Genomic DNA, 18,207 nt, shown 5'->3' on the forward strand with positions numbered 1-18,207 from the left:
CACTGTCCTCACCGAATTTCTGTCCGGCGAAGCGATCGTCGGAACGGCGCAGCCGTCGGCATAGCTCGCGGTTGATGTTCTGCAGGATGATCACATAGGCTTGGATATCGGCCTTGTAGCAGGCGTAGAGCTTTTGCGCAGTCAGCTCGTAGAGCACGGTCGGACTTTCCGCGATCACCGTGGCAGAACGGTTCTGCATTTCGATCAGCGTCATCTCGCCGAAGAAATCGCCGGGCTCCAGAACGGAAATCGGGATGACGTTGCCCGCATTCGCCCGTTTGCTCACCGCCAGCCGACCGGATTTGACGATGAACAGCGAGCGTCCAGGCTCGCCCTCCGTCACGACGGTTGCTCCGGTATCAAATCGGCACTCGACCAGCATCGACATCAGGAGGTCGAGACTTTGATCCGGAATACCGCCGAAGAACGGTGTGGCGAGCAGGAATGCCTTCACGTCGGGGACACTGACGGCCATCTCGTGAGGATAATCTTCATGGCCATCTGCGGCAAGCAGAGCAGATCGGCGCTGACGACGCCGAACGTATTGGAACAAGGCGGTCAGCGAAATTTCGTAGGATGGGTAGAGCACTTGCGAAACCCATCATGCTTCCGCCTAGACCAAGTGCGATGGGTTTCGCTTCGCTCTACCCATCCTACGCACTCTCGCCGCGGAGCGTTCGCCTTCTCCAGAGGTCAACCAGCACCTTGACGGTCGCCGCAAGCACAGCTGCGCACAGCGCCGCCTTCGAGATCGTCTCCATCGTTCCCTCGATCAGCAGGCAATGGGCCACGCTGCCTGCGACGATGACGACCGCGAGCGGAAGATGGACGATGCGCCAGGTGCGCAGCCGCAATCCCAAGCGCCGCCGGAGCAGCGCCAGAAGCGCGACGGTGAAGATGGCCCACATGGCGGTCACGCCGAAGGGGGAGAACGGCGTCGGTGACGTATAGGTCAGGGCGTCGATCATGTCGGGCGGGCTGGTGATCCAGAGGCCGGCGACGTGGACCATGACGGCCAGAACCAGCGTGCCACCGATCCACTGATGGGCGCGCCGGCCACGATAGGCCGACAGTCCCGGCAGGTATCCGCCGATCAGCAGAGGCTGAACGAGCACAAGACCGAGCGCGATGATCCCCGCGAAGCCGGCAAGGATATAGACCGGGCCGCGCCATGCGAGCTGTACGCTTCCCGCAGCGAGCGCGATCGGCACGCAAATGGCCAAGGCAAGGGCGAGCCAGATCAGGGGCGCCCGGGCCGATCTTCGCCCCTTCATCTCCAATGCGATCAGGCCGACTGCAGGACGAAGTGCGCCTCGAGGCTGGTTTCCTTTGCGCTCCGCATGATCGGCCGCAGAAAGACCGTCTTGAACTCACCGCTGTCATAGGCGAGGTGGCCATGCGGCTGGCCGAAGATGGGAATGATCTGCGGCATCTCGAGCCGGAACTTGCCGTCCTTGTCAGTCAGCGTGGCGCCATGGCTCTGCGGCTCGTGCTCCTGCCCTTCCGTGGTGTGTGCCCAGATCTGGATGCGCTGGCCTGCGAGCGGCGCCCCGTCGCCGGCGCGGCGCACGGTGCCGCTCATCCAGAAGCCGCCCTTGCCGATCCGCTCCACGATCGCCGCGCCCTTACGGTAGTTGTTCGCGCCGCCCGACATTGTCTCGGTCGGCGCGAGGCCGGCCGCGCGGACAGGCAACAGCAGGCCGGGAACACCGGTTACCAAAAGCCCGGTTGCGAGGATCGAGCCGCCCGCGGCGAGGAGGCTCCGGCGATTGAGTACGACCGTGGTCATGTCGGTTCCTCCTGGCGAGCGTCCAATGGCTCAGTGAGTGTACAACAACAGGCGCCCGACGCCCAGTTGGGCCGGGGGGCGCAACGGGTCACAATGACGGTGTTGTGAACGGGCGCAGGCCGCCCGCACCTGCATCAGTGATCGTCGTCTTCCTTGACCAACGTCAACAAGCGAAGGGTCAGGAACGTGAACACGGCGACCGTCACCGCGACATCAAAAGCGCCGAGCCCGACGGAAACGCCGATGGCGCCGGTCGCCCAGAGGCTCGCGGCCGTTGCAGTGCCCTGCACCGAATTCCCCTGCTTGAGAATCGCGCCACCGCCGATGAAGCCGATGCCGGTGATGAGGCCCTCGATCACCTTTGCCATCCCATCAGGCGAATGCACGAGCAGGCTTTCGCTGGCCTGCACGAAGCCGCAGCTTGCCATTGCGACCAGCGGAAAGGTGCGCAAGCCCGCGCTTCGCGCCCGCTTCTCACGGTCCCAGCCAATGGGAACGGCGAGCGCGAAGGCCGCAGCCAGCGCGACGACATGAACGCCGATGTTGAATCTGTCCAAAGAAAGCCCCCGAAATGAAAATTGTAGCCATTGATCAAACCGGCCGGCAACGCCGCAATGCGGCCCGCGGTTTCCATGCAGGCGAATTTGCCGCATGCCTCAGCGCAGCGATGGCTTCGCCTCCACGCAATGGAGCCGCCGGCGCAGCACCATGATCGTTTCGGCTGGTATTCCCGGGGCAGGCTCCTACATGTCGAGTCCACGTTTCCATCGCATGCTCCATCCGGACCCGCCCATGATCCCCTTCTCCGTGCTCGACCTCGCCCCCATCCGACAGGGCGGCGACGCATCACAAGCGTTCCGTAACTCGCTCGATCTCGCGCAGCATTCGGAAGCCTGGGGCTACAAGCGCTTCTGGCTGGCCGAGCATCACAACATGGCGGGCATCGCGAGTGCGGCGACGTCGGTGGTGATCGGGCATGTCGCGGGCGGCACCAAGACGATCCGGGTCGGCTCCGGGGGGATCATGCTGCCGAACCATTCGCCGCTCGTCATCGCCGAGCAGTTCGGCACGCTCGCCTCGCTTTATCCCGGGCGGATCGATCTCGGGCTCGGCCGGGCGCCGGGCACCGACCAGTTCACCGCGCGGGCGCTGCGGCGCGATCTCGCCACCAGCTCCGAGAATTTTCCGCAGGACGTGCTGGAGCTGCAGGCGCTGCTCGGCGACGTGCAGCCGAACCAGACCATCCGCGCCGTGCCGGGCATGGGGACGAAGGTGCCGCTGTGGATCCTGGGCTCCAGCACTTTTGGCGCGCAGCTCGCAGGCATGCTCGGGCTGCCGTTCGCGTTCGCTTCACACTTCGCGCCGCAGATGATGATGCCGGCGCTGCGGGAGTATCGCGCGCGGTTCGAGCCCTCGGCACAGCTCGACAAGCCCTACGCGATGGTCGGCGTCAACGTGTTCGCCGCCGACAGCGACGCGGACGCGCAGCGCATGTTCTCCTCGCTGCAGCAGCAGTTCATCAATCTGCGCCGCGGCACGCCCGGCCCGCTGCCGCCGCCGGTCGACGACATGGGCGCGCTGTGGTCGCCGGCGGAGAAGGCGATGGTCGGCCAGTCGCTGTCCTGCTCGGCGGTCGGCTCGCCTGAAACGGTCGAGCAGAAGCTGAAGGCGCTGATCGCTGAGACAAGCGCTGACGAATTGATGACCACGGGGCAGATCTACGACCACGCCGCGCGGCTGCGCTCGTTCGAGATTGCAGCCGGGGTAAGGGATCGGCTGGCGGTGTAAGCGCAGAGTCTGGCACGGTCGACTTGGCAATGGCGCGTCCGTCATTGCGAGCGCAGCGAAGCAATCCAGCTATTTCCGCGGCACGGATTCTGGATTGCGCTTCTGCGGAAGCAAGTCTGGATTGCTTCGTCGCTCCGCTCCTCGCAATGACGGGTCGCCCTAATCCGGAAAGCCGAACAGCCTTGCCGGATTGTGCACCAATATCTTTTCCAGCTCCGCCTGGTCGGGCGCGTAGCGGTACATCAGCTCGAGCAGATCGGCGTCGTTGGGCGGCTGCTTCACCGAGACCGGATGCGGCCAGTCGCTGGCCCAGACGCAGCGGTCGACGGCGGCCTCGATATAGGCGCGCGCGATCGGGATGACGTCGTCGTAGGGCGGCCCAAGCTTCGAGGTCTTCTCTCCGAGCGACAGCATCACCCAGAAATTTCCCTTGGCGAGCAGCTCGAGCATCTTGCGCAGGTTCGGATCGTTCCTGCCGGCTTCCGGATCGGGCCGTGCCATGTGGTCGATGAGCACGGGGACGTCGAGATTCTCGTATTTGGCGACGCTCGACATGATGCCGTCCTTCTCCGGCTGGATCTTGACGTACCAGCCGAGCTCGCGGATGCGCGCAATGGCGCGGGCGAAATCGGCATCCGACAGCACAGCGCCGAGCTCCTGGCGGAAGCTGAAGCGCGCGCCGCGGACCCCAGCATCATGCAGCTTGGCGAGATACGAATCGTTCGCCTCGGCAAACACCAGCGCGTTGGCGCAGCCGCGATAGTTCGGGCCCATCGCGGCGAGACCGTCGAGCACGACGGCATGGTCGGCGCCATAGGTGGTGGTCTGCACGATGATGCCGCGGTCGATGCCGAGCGTCTTGTGCACGCGCAGCGCCGCTTCCCAGGTCGCCGTCGGCATCCGATAGGCCGCACCGGGTCGTTCCGGATATTTGTCGATGGGGCCGAGCACATGAAACTGGCTGTCGACGGTTTTGGGCGGCGGCGCGTTGACAGGGCGGCGCGGGTTCGGGTCGAACGGCAGATAGGTCGGCATACGCGAAACTCCCTCAGTCGATTACGGCGGTGAAGTCACACTGCACCAGCGCGCCGCCATCCATGTTGTCCATCGGCAGCGCGTGGCGCGCCGGGCGTGAATGCTCGTCCGGAAACATCTTCAGCCATTCGACATTCACGGGCCCGCGCTGCGTGCGATCCTTCAGCCACACCGTCATCTTGATGATGTCGTCAGTGGTGCCGCCGGCGGCCTCAACCGTCGCCTTCATATGCGCGAACATGTTGGCGCATTGCGCGTCGAGGCTCTCAGGCATCGCGCCCGCGCGGTCGCGGCCGAGGATGACGCCCGACATCACGAGATTGCCGATGCGGCAGGCGTTCGGAATCGGGTTGGCGTGCTTGAAGCCGCCGATATGGATGCTCTTGCGCCGCGTGTGACCGGTCATGATGCGCTCCCTTTCATGTGTTGGTTCAGACGAACTGGCACGACACCGAGCCGAACGCGCCATAATCGGCATGAAAAGTGTCGCCGCGGCGGATGTCGACTGGACGCGTGAATGATCCCGCCAGCACCACCTCGCCGGCGGCGAGATGCTCGTCATGCGGCGCGAGGCGGTTGGCGAGCCAGGCGATGCCGTTGGCGGGATGGTTGAGCACGCCGGCGGCCAGCCCGGTTTCCTCGACCTCGCCGTTGCGGAACAGCAGCGCGCCGATCCAGCGCATGTCCGCGTCCATCGGACGGAACGGCCGGCCGCCGAGCACCAGCGCGGCGTTCGCCGCATTGTCCGAGATCGTGTCCATGACCTTTCGCGCCTTGCCCGTTTCGGGATCGACGCGGTGCATGCGCGTCTCCAGAATCTCCAGTGCGGGCGTGACGTAGTCGGTGGCGTTGAGCACATCGAAGATGGTGCAATCGGGCCCACGCAGCGGCGCCTTCAGCACGAAGGCGAGCTCGACCTCGATGCGCGGCGCGTGAAAGCGGTCGAACGGAATGGGCGTGGCATCGGCATAGAACATGTCGGCGAACAGCACGCCGTAGTCCGGCTCCGAAATGCCGACCGCGTTCTGCATCGCCTTCGAGGTCAGGCCGATCTTGTGGCCCTTGATGACCCGGCCGCGTCCGAGCTGGAGTTTTGTCCAGGCGCGCTGAACGGCATAGGCATCCTCGATGCTGAAATTGGGATAGTCTTTGGTGAACATCGTGATCAGCGTCTTGGTGCGCTCGGCCTCGTCGAGGCGCGCGGCAAGGCGTTCGATCGTGGCAGTATCCAGCATGGCTTAACTCTCCGCGGCCACGGTATTGCGCAGCACGCCGATGCGACTGGATTCGACCTCGACGACATCACCGACTTTCAGCCAGCGCGGCGGGTCGAAGCGGGCGCCCGCCCCGGTCGGCGTGCCCGTCACGATCATGTCGCCGGGCTTCAGCGTCGCAAAGGTCGAGAGATAGGAGATCAGAAAGTCGAACGGGAACATCAGCCGCTCGGTGGTGTCCTGCTGTCGCACCTCGCCGTTGACGCGGGTGACGATGTCATGGGGGCCGCTCGGGTCGAGCTCGTCCGATGTGACGATCCAGGGACCGATGCTGCCGGAGCGGTCGAAATTCTTGCCCTGCGTGACGTTGAACTTGCCGTGACGCAGCCAGTCGCGGATCGTGCCCTCGTTGCACAAGGTCATGCCGAAGATGTGCGCCCAGGCCTTTTCGCGCGGGATGTGGCGGCCTCCCCGGCCGATCACGATGACAAGCTCGCCTTCGTAATCGAGCTGGTCGGACACATGAGGCTTTTCCAGCGGCTGGCCGGATCCCGTCATCGAGGACATGCTACGCACGAACAGGCTGGGATATTTGGGGAGGTCGGAGCTGTCTTTATACTCCGCATTGCGCTCGGCGTAGTTGACGCCGATGCACCAGAGCTTTTCGGGCGCCAGCACCGGCGGCAGCAGCACGAGATCGTCGAGCGCGTAGTCCGGCTTTTGTCCGGCGATAGCTTCCTGCGCGTCAGCCAGCGCATTGGCCGCGATCAGCGCCCTCACATCGGAGAAGTCGCGGCCAATCCGCCGGGTCAGATCGACGACACCGCCTTCGATAGCGGCACCATAGCGCGGCTCTCCGTCCAGGAGATAGCTTATGAGTCGCATGGTCGTTCTCCAATGGTCTTGAGGTGCGGCCGGGGCAGCGCGTTCAGTCTTTCGATTTGGGAGTCTGGAACACGCCACGCAGCGTCACGATCTCGCCGAGCCGGGCGTAACGCGGGCCGCCGATGCGCGCGATCGGATCGAGCGCCGCAGTCTCGACCTTGCCGTCGTTCACGAGGCCGTCGCGCAGGTGGAACATCACGACTTCGCCGACGATGAGGCGGCTGCGGGCATCGCCGAATTCGAGGCACTGCCGGAAGCGGCATTCCATCGCAACGGGTGCAATGCCAAGACGCGGCACCTTGATGCGCTCGCTCGGGATCGTCTCAAGGCCAAGCTCCGCGACCTCGCTGATCTCAGGCGGATGCTCGACCGATGAGTCGTGCACGGCCTGCATCAGCGGGGTGTCGGCGATGTGGATGACGTATTCCTCGGTGTCGAGGATGTTGTGCGCGGTGTCCTTGTAGTCCGCGCCCTTGCGGCCGACGCTGATGGCCAACATCGGCGGCTTCTGCGAAACGAAGGTGAAGGCGCTGAACGGCGCGAGGTTGAGCACGCCCGCGCGCGACAGGCTCGTCACCCAGGCGATCGGACGCGGCACCACGATGCCGGTCATCAGCCGGTAGATGCGCTCGGCGCCGAGCTCGGTGGGGTCGATCCGCATCGATCAATCCGCCTTGATGTTGGCCTTGCGCACGATCGGAATCCATTTGGCGTCCTCGCGCGAGAGATAAGCCTTGAATTCGTCGGGCGTCATCGCGACGGCTTCGCCGCCGAGCTTCTCGAACTTGTCGACCACGGCGGGATCCTTCAGGATCGCGGTCAGCGCCTCGTGCAGCTTGTCGATCACGGGCGCCGGCAGGCACGCCGGCGCGAACAGGCCGGTGAAGGTCTGGCCGTCGAAATCCTTGTAGCCGAGCTCAGCGAAGGTCGGCACGTCGGGCAGCGACTTCAGGCGGTGCGGGCTGGTGACGGCCAGCGCCCGGAACAGGCCGGCCTTGATGTGCTGCAGGCTTACCGTGAGCTGGTCGAACGCGAACTGCACCTGCCCGCCCAGGAGATCGTTGACCGCGGGCGCATTGCCGCGATAGTGCGCGGTCACCCATTGCAGGTCGAGGCTGGACTGCATCAGCTCGCTGAGCAGATGGTTGGTGGTGCCGGGACCGGGCGAGGCCATCGTCAGCTTGCCGGGCTCGCGCTTGGCGAGATCGATGAATTCCTTGAAATTCGTCGCCTGCACCGACGGATGCACCTCGAGCACCAGAGGCGTCATCGAGATCGTCGTGATCGGCAGGAAGTCCTTCTTCCAATTGTAGGCGTCGCGCTTGTTGATTTCGGTCGCGAACAGCACCGGGCCGTTGGCGCCGACGAACAGCGTGTAGCCATCGGGCACGGATTTCGCGAAGGCCTCGCCCGCGATCATGCCGCCGGCACCCGCCTTGTTCTCGATGATGAAGGGCTGGCCGAGCTTTTCCTGAAGCTTGTCGGCGATGATGCGCGCGGCGCTGTCGACATTGCCGCCGGCCGGATAGGGCACGATCAGCTTGACGTTGCGCAACGGCCATTGCTGGCCCGACGCCGGTCCCGTCAACATCGCCGCTGCGGCAGCTATGGCAATCCAGATTAATCTCATGTTAACCTCCCGGCGGCGCTTCCAATTTTACGTCGATTTGCCTGACGTCGTACACGGCATCTCGATTCGGAGCGCAATCTCCAGATGCGCGCTTTACCTGTCGAGTGAATTGTGGCGTTCTTGTCCATATTATGGACAAGACGACTTCCGCGAAATCCGCCCGCCGCATGACAGAACCGCGACGGGGCGCGCAGGCGATCCGGCGCGCGCTGGCGGTGCTGCGCATTCTGGCCGCGGGCCGCGAAGACGGCGTGCCACTGGCCGAGGTGGTGCGGGCGACCGGCCTCACCCGCCCGACCGTGCACCGCATCGTCCACGTGCTGATCGAGGAAGGCATCGTCGAGCGGCATGACCGGACCGGCCGCTACGCGATCGGCAATCAGGTGCCGGAGCTCGCGCTCGCACGGGCCCGGCCGTCGCGGCTGCTGATCGCCGCAAATCCGTCGCTGCAACGCGCCTCGACCGAGATCGGCGACACGCTGTTCCTGACGGTGCGGACCGGCAACGACACGCTGTGCGTCGATCGCAGGATCGGTGTCTATCCGATCCAGGTGCTGTCCATCGAGGTCGGCGCGCGCCGACCGCTCGGCGTCTCCAGCGCGGGCGTCGCCATCCTCGCCGCGATGCCGGCGCAGGACGCGCGAAAAATCGTCGCGGCCAACGAGAAGAGGCTGGAGGCCTACCGTACCGACGCTGCGACGGTGCTGGGCCAGGTCACCGCCGCAAGACGGCTGGGATACGGCATGAGGGAAATTGGTCTGGTGCAGGGCACGAAATCGATCTCGACCTGGATCAAGACGCCCGACGGCCGCCCCGCTGCCGCGATGACCGTCTCCGCCGTTCGGACGAGGCTCGGCCCGCGCCGCGAACAGGAGGTCGCGGAGATCTTGCTGCGGGAAGCGCGCATCATCGAGCAGGCGATCGGGGGTTAGACAACGCTGTCAATGGGCTGACTTCGCGCGCCATTTTGTGGCACAAGAGCCGCCTCCGCCGACCGAGCAACGAGGCCACGCATGCCCGCGCCAAAACCGCCCGCCTTCGAGACCCTGAGCCTGCATGCGGGCCAGCATCCGGATCCCACGACCGGCGCCCGCGCCGTGCCGATCTACCAGACCACGTCCTACGTGTTCCAGGATTCCGATCACGCCGCCGCGCTGTTCAACCTGGAGCGCGCCGGCCACATCTATACGCGCATCTCCAATCCGACTACGGGCGTGCTCGAGGAGCGGCTCGCGGCGCTGGAGGGCGGCGTCGGCGCGATCTGCACCGCGAGCGGCATGGCCGCGCTGCATCTCGCCATCGCGACGCTTCTGAACGCCGGCGACCATATCGTCGCGTCGAGCTCGCTCTATGGCGGCACCATCAACCTTCTGGCGCACACGCTGCCGCGCTTCGGCATCACAACGACGTTCGTCAAGCCGCGCGATCTCGACGCCTTCCGCGCGGCGATCAAGCCGAACACGAAGCTGGTGATCGGCGAGACCATCGGCAATCCCGGGCTGGAGGTGCTGGACATTCCGAAGGTCGCGCAGATCGCGCATGACGCGAAGATCCCGCTGCTGATCGACAACACCTTTGCCACGCCCTATCTCAGCCGTCCGATCGAGCTCGGCGCCGACATCGTCATGCATTCGGCAACCAAATGGATCGGCGGCCACGGCATCGCGATCGGCGGCGCCATCGTCGACGGCGGCCGTTTCGACTGGCGCGCGTCGGGGAAGTTCGGCGTACTGACCGAGCCCTATGGCGGCTATCACGGCATCGTCTTCGACGAGCAGTTCGGCACCGCCGCCTTCATCATGCGCGCGCGAACCGAAGGCCTGCGCGATTTCGGCGCCTGCCTGTCGCCGACCAACGCGTTCCAGCTCTTGCAGGGCGTCGAGACGCTCGGCGTGCGCATGGACCGCCACATCCAGAACACGCATCTCGTGCTGGAAGCGCTGAAAGCCAACAAGGCCGTGGATTGGGTGCTGCATCCCTCGCTCGAGGACCACACGGACTACCAGCTCGCAAAGCAATTGCTGCCGCGCGGCGCCGGCTCGATCGTCTCCTTCGGCATCAAGGGCGGGCGGCCCGCGGGGCGCAAGTTCATCGAATCGCTGCGCATGATCAGTCATCTCGCCAATGTCGGCGACGCCAAGACGCTGGTGATCCACCCGGCCTCGACCACGCACCAGCAAATGAACGCCGAGCAGCTCAAGGCCTCCGGCATCGGCGAGGAGCTGGTGCGGCTCTCGGTCGGCATCGAGACCGCAAGCGACATCATCGACGATCTCGCGCAGGCGCTGCGCATCTCGCAAAAGGTCTGACAACATGAGACTCTCCGTCAACGGCGCCGAGGTGCTGGTCGCAACCGGCGGCCGCGACTTCGACAAGGCCCTGCCCGCGGTCGTCTTCCTCCATGGCGCCGGCTTCGATCATTCGACCTGGGCGCTGCACACGCGCTGGTTCGCCCATCACGGCTTTGGTGTGCTGGCCCCTGATCTGCCCGGTCACGGCCGCTCCCCCGGACCTTCGCTCGGCAGCATCGCCGAGATGGCCGACTGGACGGCGGCCCTGCTCGATGCGGCCGGAGTTAAGAAAGCGCATCTGATCGGCCATTCCATGGGATCGCTGATCTCGCTGGAGACGGCCGCACGTCACCCCGACAAGGTCTCCGCGCTCAGCCTGATCGGCACGGCCGCGACCATGACGGTCGGCCCGGATCTGCTCAAGGCGGCCGAAGCCAATTCGCAGGATGCAAACGACATGGTCTCGATCTGGGGCCTCGGCTTCAACGCCGAGCTCGGCGGCAGCCTCGCGCCGGGCCTGTGGATGCATGGCGGCGCGCAGGCCGTGTTGAAGCATTGCGAGCCGGGCGTGCTGTTCAGGGATTTATCAGCCTGCAATGCTTACGCGAATGCGCTTCAAGCAGCCGCGAGCGTGACGGTGCCCACGACGCTCATCCTCGGCGAGCGGGACATGATGACTCCGGTGAAGGCCGGCAAGGCACTTGCCGCGGCGATCCCGCATGCGAAGACCGTCGTGGTGCCGGGGGCCGGTCACATGATCATGGCCGAACGTCCGGACGAACTGCTGGCTGCGCTCAGGAACTGACAGGATCAATCGTCCGTCTTGCGCGTTGCGGTCAGACATCCCTGTGAATTGCAGAGGGAACTGGACCATGCCAAGACAGGAAGTCATTCGCAAAGCCAGGCAAGACAAGCGTGCCGGAAAATCGGCAAGCACGCAGGCCGGCGAATTCGTCAAGGACCAGATCGACAAGATCCGCAAGGGCAAGCATGGCGCGCGCTCGACGAAACAGGCCATCGCAATCGGTCTGTCCGAGGCGCGCCGCGCCGGCGTCGATCTTCCGCCGCCGCGCAAGGGACGCGTCAAGAAGGCGACGCGTCGCAGCGCCAAATATGCCTATGAGGTCGGTCAGGGCAAGCGCACGGCGAAGCGCCGGCCGCGCGTGTCGCGGGCCGTCGAAAAGGGTTTGAAAAAAGAGCCGCGCTCGACCGCATCGCGCAGCGCACTGTCGAAACAGGGCAAGCGTGCCGCGAGCCAGCGATCGGCCGCGTCACGTTCAGCCACCGCGCGCAAGGCAAGCCGCACCAAGGGTGCCAAGGCCCGCTCCACCGCCGCGAAGAAGGCGGCGCGCACCAGGGCGCGCCGCCGGAGTTGATCAGTTCGCGCGCCGGCTCCGCTCGGAGAACACCGCGCGTGCGGCGCGCTCGGCCTCGCGCGCCGAGCGGAACTGCCGGCCTTCGAGGCTGTCGAACAGACGCTCGGAGGAGAAGAAGCGGAAGCCGCGCGTATCCCTCGTGACGATGCCGGCGGCGCGGTCGTGGATTTCGATGATGTAGGCATCCGATTGAGTTGGGGACATGACTGCTCGTTCGCCGGGATCTCGGCGCTTCTGTCTTGGGATTTGCTGGGTGGCGTGCTGCTAGGAGGCGGCGGTCAGCAACAACAACAGGCGCCGGTGGCCGCTGAGAAACAGCGCGGCGTCATGCACGCATGCATGTCATTGTTACTGCGCTGGTGATCGGTTCTCATATCGCGACTTCGGCTCGAGGAGCAGTGTCGATGCCTGGAATATCGAGCGTTTAGCGCGATCGGTCAATGAAATGGCCATCCATAATTGCCACCGGCGCGCATCGGCACTTCTCCGGGCGCGAGCGCAGGCAAACGAATTCATCTCGCGATGAGTTCTTCCCTTGCGGGAGAAGGGAAGACGCATCACCACATCGTCGCGGCCGCCCGCTCGGGCCAGGCGCGATCATATTCCGCGCCGCCGACCTTGTTCTCGCTCATCTCGGCGAGGATCTGGCCGGGTGTCGGCAGCGTCTTGGGGTCGATGCGCTTGTCGGGATTCCAGAGATCGGAGCGGACGATGGCGCGGGCGCACTGGAAGTAGATCTCGTCGACCGTCATCACCATGACACTGCGCGGCGCCTTGCTTTCGACCTTGAACGAGGCCAGCAGCTCGGGATCGATCGAAAGATGCGCCCGGCCATTGGCCCGGACCGCATTGCCGGAGCCGGGGATCAGGAACATCAGGGACACCCTGGGATCGCGCACGATGTTGCGCAAGGAATCGACCCGGTTATTGCCGCGGCGATCCGGCAGCATCAGCGTCTTCGGGTCATGAATGCGGACGAAGCCGGAGAGATCGCCGCGCGGCGAGCAGTCGATCCCCTCGGGTCCGATGGTGGCGAGCGCGGCGAACGGCGCCCTTTCGATGAAGACGCGATAGAGCGGGGTGACGTGGTCGGCGACTTTCACGGTCGAGGCGTCGTTGGTGACGCCGTAGATGGCCTCGAGCTGCTCGACCGTTTCAATCACCGACATTCCAGTCTCCTTGTTGCGCGGACTGTTCGTTCCAGCCCTGGTTCTTGATCACGCGCAGAAGCTGGTGGCCGTGATACTCTGCGCTGCCCGCGTTGAGGATGGTGACGTCGGCCTGCGCCGATGCGTCCTCGACGCTGCGCGTCAGCCGTTCCGTGATATTGCCGTCGCTGTGCCGGGCGCGTGCGGCAAGCCGCTGCGCCAACACATCCGGCGGCGCCGTGATCGCGACCACCACGACGTTGGCGTAAGCTTTGCGTAACGCGCCGATCACCGTGCGCGACACATTGGCCACGACGGCGCGTCCGGAACGAATATCGTCGTTGAGGTTGCGCGGCAGCGCGTAGCAATGCCCATGCGCTTCCCAATGCACGGCGAAATCCCCACGCTCGAGCGCGCGGCGGAACTCGTCAGGGCTCACCGCGACATTGTCTTCGTCGGCCGAGGACTCGCGGGTCACGACGCGGCGCGGAAAGACGATGTCGTGATCCTCGATGCACGCCGCCCGCGCCAGCCGCAGCAGCGTGTCCTTTCCGGCACCGCTGGGACCGACCACGAGCACGAGCCGCCCGGGCCCGATCGCGCCCGTCTGCGCTGCCGCCATGGTGACGGTCTCGCTCATGCCACGCGGCTCCCTTCGCGCCAGACGCTGCGGACCGCGGGGACGCTGCCGGCAACATGCACGCGGATCAGATCGGCACGCTTGCCGACGGCAATTTCACCGCGGTCGGACAGGCCGACGGCCTCCGCGGGCGCCTTCGTCACCGTGCGGATCGCCGCCGCAAGATTGATGGCGGGCACATGCTCGGGCAAATGCAGCGCGGCCATCAGAAGGCTCGAGGGAATGTAGTCCGACGACAGGATGTCGAGCAGGCCCTCGCGGGCGAGATCGACCGCGGCGATGTTGCCTGAATGCGAGCCGCCGCGCACGACGTTCGGCGCGCCCATCAGGATGTCGATGCCGGCCTCGTGCAGGCCGCGCGCGGCCTCCAGCGTGGTCGGGAATTCCGCGACCGAAACCCCATCACGCACGGCGTCCACGACGTTCTCCTCGGTGGTATCGTCATGGCTCGCCAGCGGGATCTTGTACTTGTGTGCCAGCGCCACGATCTCGCGCATGTTGGTCGCGGCATAGGCCTTCTGATACTCGAAACGCTTCGCGAACAATTCGTCGAGTTGGGCGTCGGTCTTGCCGCCGCCCTTGCCGCGGTAATAGTCGCGCAGCTTGCCTTCGTCGCGGAACTGGCGCTGGCCGGGGGTGTGGTCCATCAACGACATCAGCCGCACGTCGGGGCGGTCGATCAGCTCCCTGGCCTCCTCGACCACGCTCGGCATCGGGATTTCGCAGCGCAGATGCAGGAAGTGATCGGCGCGCAGCAGGTCGGCATCGCGCGCGGTCGTGATGGCGGCTGCGAGGGTGCCGGCGCGTCCGTCGACTTCCTCGGCGCCGTCCTCGCGCCAGACCCGGAGCGAGTCGAACACCGTGGTGATGCCCGATGTCGCGAGCTGGCCGTCATAGGAGACGACGGCGGCGACCGGATTCCAGAATACTTTTGGCCGCGGCACGTAGTGCGCCTCGAGGTGGTCGGTGTGGAGCTCGATCAGGCCGGGCATGATCAGATCGCCGCCGGCATTCTCTGCCCCCGCAGGCACCCTGCCCTCACCGATCTCGGCAATACGTCCATCGGCGAGAGCAAGCCAGCCCTGCTCGATCACCCGGTCCGCCAGCACGATCCTGGCGTTGGCGATCACGATGTCCTTCTTGGCGTTCATGTCCATTTCCTTCAGGCCGCGGCGGCGAAGCTGGTGACGTCGACGATGCGGTCGGCAATCTGATGACGGATTTCGTCGTCATGGACAATGGCGACCATGGCGACGCCCCGGCGTTTCTTTTCGGCGACCAACCCGACCACGACGGCGCGGTTGGCTGCGTCGAGCGAGGCGGTGGGCTCGTCGAGCAGCAGGATCGGCAGATCCGAGATGAAGCCGCGCGCGATGTTGACGCGCTGCTGCTCGCCGCCGGAGAAGGTCGCCGGCGGAAGCTGCCAAAGTCGCTCGGGGATGTTGAGCCTATGCAACAGTTCGCCAGCACGGGCTTGTGCCTCCGCGCGCACCAGGCCGTTGACGATCAGCGGCTCCGCGACGACGTCGACGGTCGCAACCCGCGGCACCGCGCGCAGGAACTGGCTGACATAGCCGATGGTCGTGCGGCGGATGTTGAGGACCTGCCGCGGCTCGGCGGTGGCAAGATCGATCCCCTCGCCACGATGGCGGATGCCGATGCGGCCCGAGTCGCAGCGATAATTGCCGAAGATCATCTTCAGGATCGAGGATTTGCCGGCACCTGATGGCCCCGACAGCACGACGCATTCGCCGGGGTCGACGTGGAAGGTCACGCCGCTGACGACAGGCAATTCGATGCCGCCCTGCAGGTGCATCGTAAAAGTCTTGTTGGCGTCGGCGATGTCGATCATGGCGGTCATTGGAAAACTCTTCTTGCAAGGCTCATGGCGTTGAAGCCTCATGGCGGCAGAATCGAGGAGACGAGCAGCTGGGTATAGGGCTCGCGGGGATCGTCGAGCACCTGGTCGGTGAGGCCGGTCTCGATGACGCTGCCGCCCTTCATCACCATCACACGATGCGACAGCAGGCGCGCGACCGCGAGATCATGGGTGACGATGATGACCGCGAGGTGCAGCTCGGCGACCAGGCTGCGCACGAGATCGAGCAGGCGCGCCTGCACCGAAACATCAAGTCCGCCGGTCGGCTCGTCCATGAACACCAGCCGCGGCTCGGTGACGAGGTTGCGGGCGATCTGGAGACGCTGGCGCATGCCGCCGGAATAGGTCCGCGGCGCATCGTCGATGCGTGCGATGTCGATCTCGACGCGGGTCAGCCAGTCCGACGCGGTATCGCGAATGCGGCCGTAATGATTCCAGCCCACCGCCATCAGCCGTTCGCCGACATTGGCGCCGGCCGAGACCGCCATGCGCAGCCCCTGCGCGGGATCCTGATGAACGAAACCCCAATCGGTGCGGAACAGGAAGCGCCGCTCGGCCTCGCCCAGCGTGGCGAGATCGCGAATGACGCCGTCGCGCATCCGATAGGAGACGTGCCCACCGCTGGCCGCGAGCTGACCGGACAGCAGCTGCAGCAGCGTCGATTTGCCCGAGCCGGATTCGCCGACGACGGCCAGCACTTCGCCGGGATAGAGCGCAAAGGACACGTCGCGGCATGCCGCGATGCGGCCATAGGACTTGCTGAGAGATTTTGCGACCAGCAGCGGCTCGTCGTTCTCGAGCATGTCTTGATCAGCCATTCGACGCCTCCTGCGCCTTGTCCTTGTACGGCGCGGCGCTGAGGCTGCCGTGATGGCCGGCGGCCTGGCGGCCCTCGCAATAATCGGTGTCGGAGCAGACGAACATGCGACCGCCCTTGTCGTCGGTGACGATCTCGTCGAGATAGGAATTTTCCGCGGCGCACAGTGCGCAAGGCGCGTTGAAGCGATACGGCTCGAAGGGATGGTCCTCGAAGTCGAGCGACACGACTTGCGTATAGGGCGGGATCGCATAGATGCGTTTCTCGCGACCGGCGCCGAACAGTTGCAGCGCCGGGCAATTGTCCATCTTGGGATTGTCGAATTTCGGCGTCGGCGACGGGTCCATGACGTAGCGCGCATTGACCTTCACCGGATAGGCGTAAGCCGTCGCGATATGGCCGAAGCGGGCGATGTCCTCGTAGAGCTTGACATGCATCAGGCCGTATTCGGCGAGCGCGTGCATGCGCCGCGTCTCGGTCTCGCGCGGCTCGAGGAAGCGCAGCGGCTCCGGGATCGGCACCTGATAGACCAGCACCTGATTCTCGTGCAGCGATCTCTCCGGAATGCGGTGGCGGGTCTGGATCACGGTCGCATCTTCCGTCGCCGTGGTCGTGGCGACGCCGGCGGTCTTGGCAAAGAACTTCCGGATCGAGATCGCGTTGGTGGTGTCGTCGGAGCCCTGATCGATCACCTTCAGCACGTCCTCGGGCCCGAGGATCGCCGCGGTGACCTGGACGCCGCCGGTGCCCCAGCCATAGGGCATCGGCATTTCACGGCTGGCGAACGGCACCTGATAGCCGGGGATCGCGATCGCCTTGAGGATTGCGCGGCGGATCATCTGTTTGGTCTGTTCGTCGAGATAGGCGAAATTGTAGGCGGGCGCGTTCATTCCGCGGCCTCCTTCATGGCATCAGGCGCATTGGCTTCAGTGAATTCCTTGCGCAGCTTGCGCAGCAGGCCGAGCTCGGACTGGAAGTCGACATAATGCGGCAGCTTCAGATGTTCGACGAAGCCGGTCGCCTGAACGTTGTCCGAATGCGACATCACGAATTCTTCGTCTTGCGCAGGGGCGAGTGCCTCTTCGCCGAGCTCGCGCGCACGCAACGCGCGGTCGACCAGCGCCATCGACATGGTCTTGCGCTCGCTCTGGCCAAAGGCGAGGCCATAGCCGCGGGTGAAGCACGGCGCTTCGGTCGCGGAGCCCTTGAACTGGTTGACCATCTGACATTCGGTGAGCTCGATCGAGCCGAGCGGCACGACGAAGCCGGCGTCTTCCGCCAAAAATTCAACATCGACCTCGCCGAAGCGAATCTCGCCGGCGAAGGGATGGTTGCGGCCGTAGCCGCGCTGGGTGGAATAGCCCATCGCCAGCAAGAACCCTTCGTCGCCACGCGCGAGATTTTGCAGGCGCAGGTCACGATCCGCCGGAAAGTTCAGCGGCTCGCGGGTGAGGTCGCCGACGCTGGCGCCCTCTTCCGCTTGCGGCGAGGGCTCGATCAGGCCGTCGCGGCCGAGGATATCCGTCACCCGCGGCGTGGGCACTGTCGATGCTTCGGCCGTCGCTGGCGCTTCCGGCACAAAGCCTTCGGCGAGCGAGGGATCGAGCAGGCGATGGGTGTAGTCGAAGGTCGGCCCGAGAATCTGGCCGCCGGGAATGTCCTTGAAGGTCGAGGACACCCGCCGCTGCACCCGCATCGTGCCGGTCTCGACCGGC

23 protein-coding genes are annotated in these 18,207 nt (G+C 65.3%); 5 read left to right on the forward strand and 18 right to left on the reverse strand.

Going from position 1 to position 18,207, the window contains the following annotated elements; genetic code table 11:
* The 4 genes from IVB47_RS19355 to IVB47_RS19370 all read right to left on the reverse strand — a co-directional run.
* Positions 1-475 (reverse strand): cyclic nucleotide-binding domain-containing protein (locus IVB47_RS19355; protein WP_247463388.1); only part of this gene is annotated, 475 nt, incomplete at its 3' end.
* Positions 476-653: 178 nt separating this feature from the next.
* Positions 654-1,274: a ferric reductase-like transmembrane domain-containing protein gene (locus tag IVB47_RS19360; protein WP_247463390.1), complete on the reverse strand. Its 621-nt coding sequence runs from the start codon at positions 1,272-1,274 to the stop codon at positions 654-656.
* Between the two features lie 11 nt (positions 1,275-1,285).
* Positions 1,286-1,789 carry a Twin-arginine translocation pathway signal gene (locus IVB47_RS19365; RefSeq protein ID WP_247463392.1) on the reverse strand — a complete coding sequence of 168 codons (504 nt, stop codon included), beginning with the start codon at positions 1,787-1,789 and terminating at the stop codon, positions 1,286-1,288.
* A gap of 134 nt (positions 1,790-1,923) precedes the next feature.
* Positions 1,924-2,346 carry an MgtC/SapB family protein gene (locus IVB47_RS19370; protein ID WP_247285681.1) on the reverse strand — a complete coding sequence of 141 codons (423 nt, stop codon included), beginning with the start codon at positions 2,344-2,346 and terminating at the stop codon, positions 1,924-1,926.
* A 235-nt stretch (positions 2,347-2,581) separates the two neighbouring features.
* Between IVB47_RS19370 and IVB47_RS19375 the strand changes: the two genes are divergently transcribed.
* Positions 2,582-3,577 carry an LLM class flavin-dependent oxidoreductase gene (locus IVB47_RS19375; RefSeq protein ID WP_247463393.1) on the forward strand — a complete coding sequence of 332 codons (996 nt, stop codon included), beginning with the start codon at positions 2,582-2,584 and terminating at the stop codon, positions 3,575-3,577.
* A 159-nt stretch (positions 3,578-3,736) separates the two neighbouring features.
* Here IVB47_RS19375 and IVB47_RS19380 read toward each other — a convergent pair whose 3' ends face one another.
* Genes IVB47_RS19380 through IVB47_RS19405 form a run of 6 tightly spaced genes read right to left on the reverse strand, consistent with a single transcriptional unit; the run spans position 3,737 to position 8,341 of the window.
* The gene (locus IVB47_RS19380; RefSeq protein WP_247463396.1) at positions 3,737-4,612 is read right to left on the reverse strand and encodes an amidohydrolase family protein; all 876 of its coding nucleotides are present in this window, start codon (positions 4,610-4,612) and stop codon (positions 3,737-3,739) included.
* Between the two features lie 13 nt (positions 4,613-4,625).
* Positions 4,626-5,018: a RidA family protein gene (locus tag IVB47_RS19385; RefSeq protein WP_027565730.1), complete on the reverse strand. Its 393-nt coding sequence runs from the start codon at positions 5,016-5,018 to the stop codon at positions 4,626-4,628.
* 25 nt (positions 5,019-5,043) lie between these two features.
* Positions 5,044-5,847 (reverse strand): 2-oxo-hept-4-ene-1,7-dioate hydratase, encoded by an 804-nt coding sequence (gene hpaH / locus IVB47_RS19390; protein WP_247463398.1) that lies wholly within the window; start codon positions 5,845-5,847, stop codon positions 5,044-5,046.
* A gap of 3 nt (positions 5,848-5,850) precedes the next feature.
* Positions 5,851-6,711 (reverse strand): fumarylacetoacetate hydrolase family protein, encoded by an 861-nt coding sequence (locus tag IVB47_RS19395; protein WP_247463400.1) that lies wholly within the window; start codon positions 6,709-6,711, stop codon positions 5,851-5,853.
* A gap of 43 nt (positions 6,712-6,754) precedes the next feature.
* Complete coding sequence (locus IVB47_RS19400) at positions 6,755-7,372, reverse strand: flavin reductase family protein (RefSeq protein ID WP_247463402.1); 618 nt, start codon at positions 7,370-7,372, stop codon at positions 6,755-6,757.
* Between the two features lie 3 nt (positions 7,373-7,375).
* Complete coding sequence (locus tag IVB47_RS19405) at positions 7,376-8,341, reverse strand: tripartite tricarboxylate transporter substrate binding protein (protein WP_247463404.1); 966 nt, start codon at positions 8,339-8,341, stop codon at positions 7,376-7,378.
* Between the two features lie 131 nt (positions 8,342-8,472).
* On the opposite strand from IVB47_RS19405, the gene IVB47_RS19410 reads away from it, so the two are divergent.
* The 4 genes from IVB47_RS19410 to IVB47_RS19425 all read left to right on the forward strand — a co-directional run bounded on the left by IVB47_RS19410 (position 8,473) and on the right by IVB47_RS19425 (position 12,008).
* Positions 8,473-9,273: an IclR family transcriptional regulator gene (locus IVB47_RS19410; protein ID WP_247463405.1), complete on the forward strand. Its 801-nt coding sequence runs from the start codon at positions 8,473-8,475 to the stop codon at positions 9,271-9,273.
* A gap of 81 nt (positions 9,274-9,354) precedes the next feature.
* Positions 9,355-10,650, forward strand: a complete 1,296-nt coding sequence (locus tag IVB47_RS19415; protein ID WP_247463407.1) for an O-acetylhomoserine aminocarboxypropyltransferase — start codon at positions 9,355-9,357, stop codon at positions 10,648-10,650.
* Positions 10,651-10,654: 4 nt separating this feature from the next.
* Complete coding sequence (locus IVB47_RS19420; protein ID WP_247463409.1) at positions 10,655-11,437, forward strand: alpha/beta hydrolase; 783 nt, start codon at positions 10,655-10,657, stop codon at positions 11,435-11,437.
* Between the two features lie 67 nt (positions 11,438-11,504).
* Positions 11,505-12,008, forward strand: a complete 504-nt coding sequence (locus tag IVB47_RS19425) for a DUF6496 domain-containing protein (protein WP_247463411.1) — start codon at positions 11,505-11,507, stop codon at positions 12,006-12,008.
* Here IVB47_RS19425 and IVB47_RS19430 read toward each other — a convergent pair whose 3' ends face one another.
* The 8 genes from IVB47_RS19430 to IVB47_RS19465 form a co-directional block, all read right to left on the reverse strand.
* Positions 12,009-12,212, reverse strand: coding sequence for a hypothetical protein (locus tag IVB47_RS19430; RefSeq protein WP_247463414.1), 204 nt, complete (start codon positions 12,210-12,212; stop codon positions 12,009-12,011).
* Between the two features lie 353 nt (positions 12,213-12,565).
* Positions 12,566-13,177, reverse strand: coding sequence for a pyridoxamine 5'-phosphate oxidase family protein (locus IVB47_RS19435; RefSeq protein WP_247427276.1), 612 nt, complete (start codon positions 13,175-13,177; stop codon positions 12,566-12,568).
* Entirely contained in the window at positions 13,164-13,796 is a 633-nt protein-coding gene (phnN, locus tag IVB47_RS19440; RefSeq protein ID WP_247463415.1) for a phosphonate metabolism protein/1,5-bisphosphokinase (PRPP-forming) PhnN, read from the reverse strand. Before phnN ends, IVB47_RS19435 begins: the two co-directional genes overlap by 14 nt.
* Positions 13,793-14,947: an alpha-D-ribose 1-methylphosphonate 5-triphosphate diphosphatase gene (locus tag IVB47_RS19445; protein ID WP_247463418.1), complete on the reverse strand. Its 1,155-nt coding sequence runs from the start codon at positions 14,945-14,947 to the stop codon at positions 13,793-13,795. The genes phnN and IVB47_RS19445 overlap by 4 nt, the downstream gene beginning before the upstream one ends.
* An 11-nt stretch (positions 14,948-14,958) precedes the next feature.
* Positions 14,959-15,657, reverse strand: a complete 699-nt coding sequence (gene phnL, locus IVB47_RS19450) for a phosphonate C-P lyase system protein PhnL (RefSeq protein WP_247463420.1) — start codon at positions 15,655-15,657, stop codon at positions 14,959-14,961.
* Positions 15,658-15,695: 38 nt separating this feature from the next.
* Positions 15,696-16,493, reverse strand: a complete 798-nt coding sequence (phnK, locus tag IVB47_RS19455) for a phosphonate C-P lyase system protein PhnK (RefSeq protein WP_247463422.1) — start codon at positions 16,491-16,493, stop codon at positions 15,696-15,698.
* Entirely contained in the window at positions 16,486-17,382 is an 897-nt protein-coding gene (locus tag IVB47_RS19460; protein WP_247463424.1) for an alpha-D-ribose 1-methylphosphonate 5-phosphate C-P-lyase PhnJ, read from the reverse strand. The genes phnK and IVB47_RS19460 overlap by 8 nt, the downstream gene beginning before the upstream one ends.
* Positions 17,379-18,207: carbon-phosphorus lyase complex subunit PhnI (locus IVB47_RS19465; protein WP_247463426.1), on the reverse strand; the 829-nt coding region annotated here is incomplete at its 5' end. The genes IVB47_RS19465 and IVB47_RS19460, both read right to left, overlap by 4 nt.

Origin of the sequence: Bradyrhizobium sp. 62 (genome assembly GCF_023073035.1) — a bacterium.
Lineage (GTDB): Bacteria > Pseudomonadota > Alphaproteobacteria > Rhizobiales > Xanthobacteraceae > Bradyrhizobium.

Excerpts from the sequence above, each read along its gene's own strand:
- IVB47_RS19360 (WP_247463390.1), bottom strand. The coding sequence starts at position 1,274 with ATGAAGGGGCGAAGATCGGCCCGGGCGCCCCTGATCTGGCTCGCCCTT.
- IVB47_RS19365 (WP_247463392.1), bottom strand. The coding sequence starts at position 1,789 with ATGACCACGGTCGTACTCAATCGCCGGAGCCTCCTCGCCGCGGGCGGC.
- IVB47_RS19375 (WP_247463393.1), top strand. The coding sequence starts at position 2,582 with ATGATCCCCTTCTCCGTGCTCGACCTCGCCCCCATCCGACAGGGCGGC.
- IVB47_RS19380 (WP_247463396.1), bottom strand. The coding sequence starts at position 4,612 with ATGCCGACCTATCTGCCGTTCGACCCGAACCCGCGCCGCCCTGTCAAC.
- IVB47_RS19385 (WP_027565730.1), bottom strand. The coding sequence starts at position 5,018 with ATGACCGGTCACACGCGGCGCAAGAGCATCCATATCGGCGGCTTCAAG.
- hpaH (WP_247463398.1), bottom strand. The coding sequence starts at position 5,847 with ATGCTGGATACTGCCACGATCGAACGCCTTGCCGCGCGCCTCGACGAG.
- IVB47_RS19395 (WP_247463400.1), bottom strand. The coding sequence starts at position 6,711 with ATGCGACTCATAAGCTATCTCCTGGACGGAGAGCCGCGCTATGGTGCC.
- IVB47_RS19400 (WP_247463402.1), bottom strand. The coding sequence starts at position 7,372 with ATGCGGATCGACCCCACCGAGCTCGGCGCCGAGCGCATCTACCGGCTG.
- IVB47_RS19405 (WP_247463404.1), bottom strand. The coding sequence starts at position 8,341 with ATGAGATTAATCTGGATTGCCATAGCTGCCGCAGCGGCGATGTTGACG.
- IVB47_RS19410 (WP_247463405.1), top strand. The coding sequence starts at position 8,473 with ATGGACAAGACGACTTCCGCGAAATCCGCCCGCCGCATGACAGAACCG.
- IVB47_RS19415 (WP_247463407.1), top strand. The coding sequence starts at position 9,355 with ATGCCCGCGCCAAAACCGCCCGCCTTCGAGACCCTGAGCCTGCATGCG.
- IVB47_RS19420 (WP_247463409.1), top strand. The coding sequence starts at position 10,655 with ATGAGACTCTCCGTCAACGGCGCCGAGGTGCTGGTCGCAACCGGCGGC.
- IVB47_RS19425 (WP_247463411.1), top strand. The coding sequence starts at position 11,505 with ATGCCAAGACAGGAAGTCATTCGCAAAGCCAGGCAAGACAAGCGTGCC.
- IVB47_RS19430 (WP_247463414.1), bottom strand. The coding sequence starts at position 12,212 with ATGTCCCCAACTCAATCGGATGCCTACATCATCGAAATCCACGACCGC.
- IVB47_RS19435 (WP_247427276.1), bottom strand. The coding sequence starts at position 13,177 with ATGTCGGTGATTGAAACGGTCGAGCAGCTCGAGGCCATCTACGGCGTC.
- phnN (WP_247463415.1), bottom strand. The coding sequence starts at position 13,796 with ATGAGCGAGACCGTCACCATGGCGGCAGCGCAGACGGGCGCGATCGGG.
- IVB47_RS19445 (WP_247463418.1), bottom strand. The coding sequence starts at position 14,947 with ATGAACGCCAAGAAGGACATCGTGATCGCCAACGCCAGGATCGTGCTG.
- phnL (WP_247463420.1), bottom strand. The coding sequence starts at position 15,657 with ATGACCGCCATGATCGACATCGCCGACGCCAACAAGACTTTTACGATG.
- phnK (WP_247463422.1), bottom strand. The coding sequence starts at position 16,493 with ATGGCTGATCAAGACATGCTCGAGAACGACGAGCCGCTGCTGGTCGCA.
- IVB47_RS19460 (WP_247463424.1), bottom strand. The coding sequence starts at position 17,382 with ATGAACGCGCCCGCCTACAATTTCGCCTATCTCGACGAACAGACCAAA.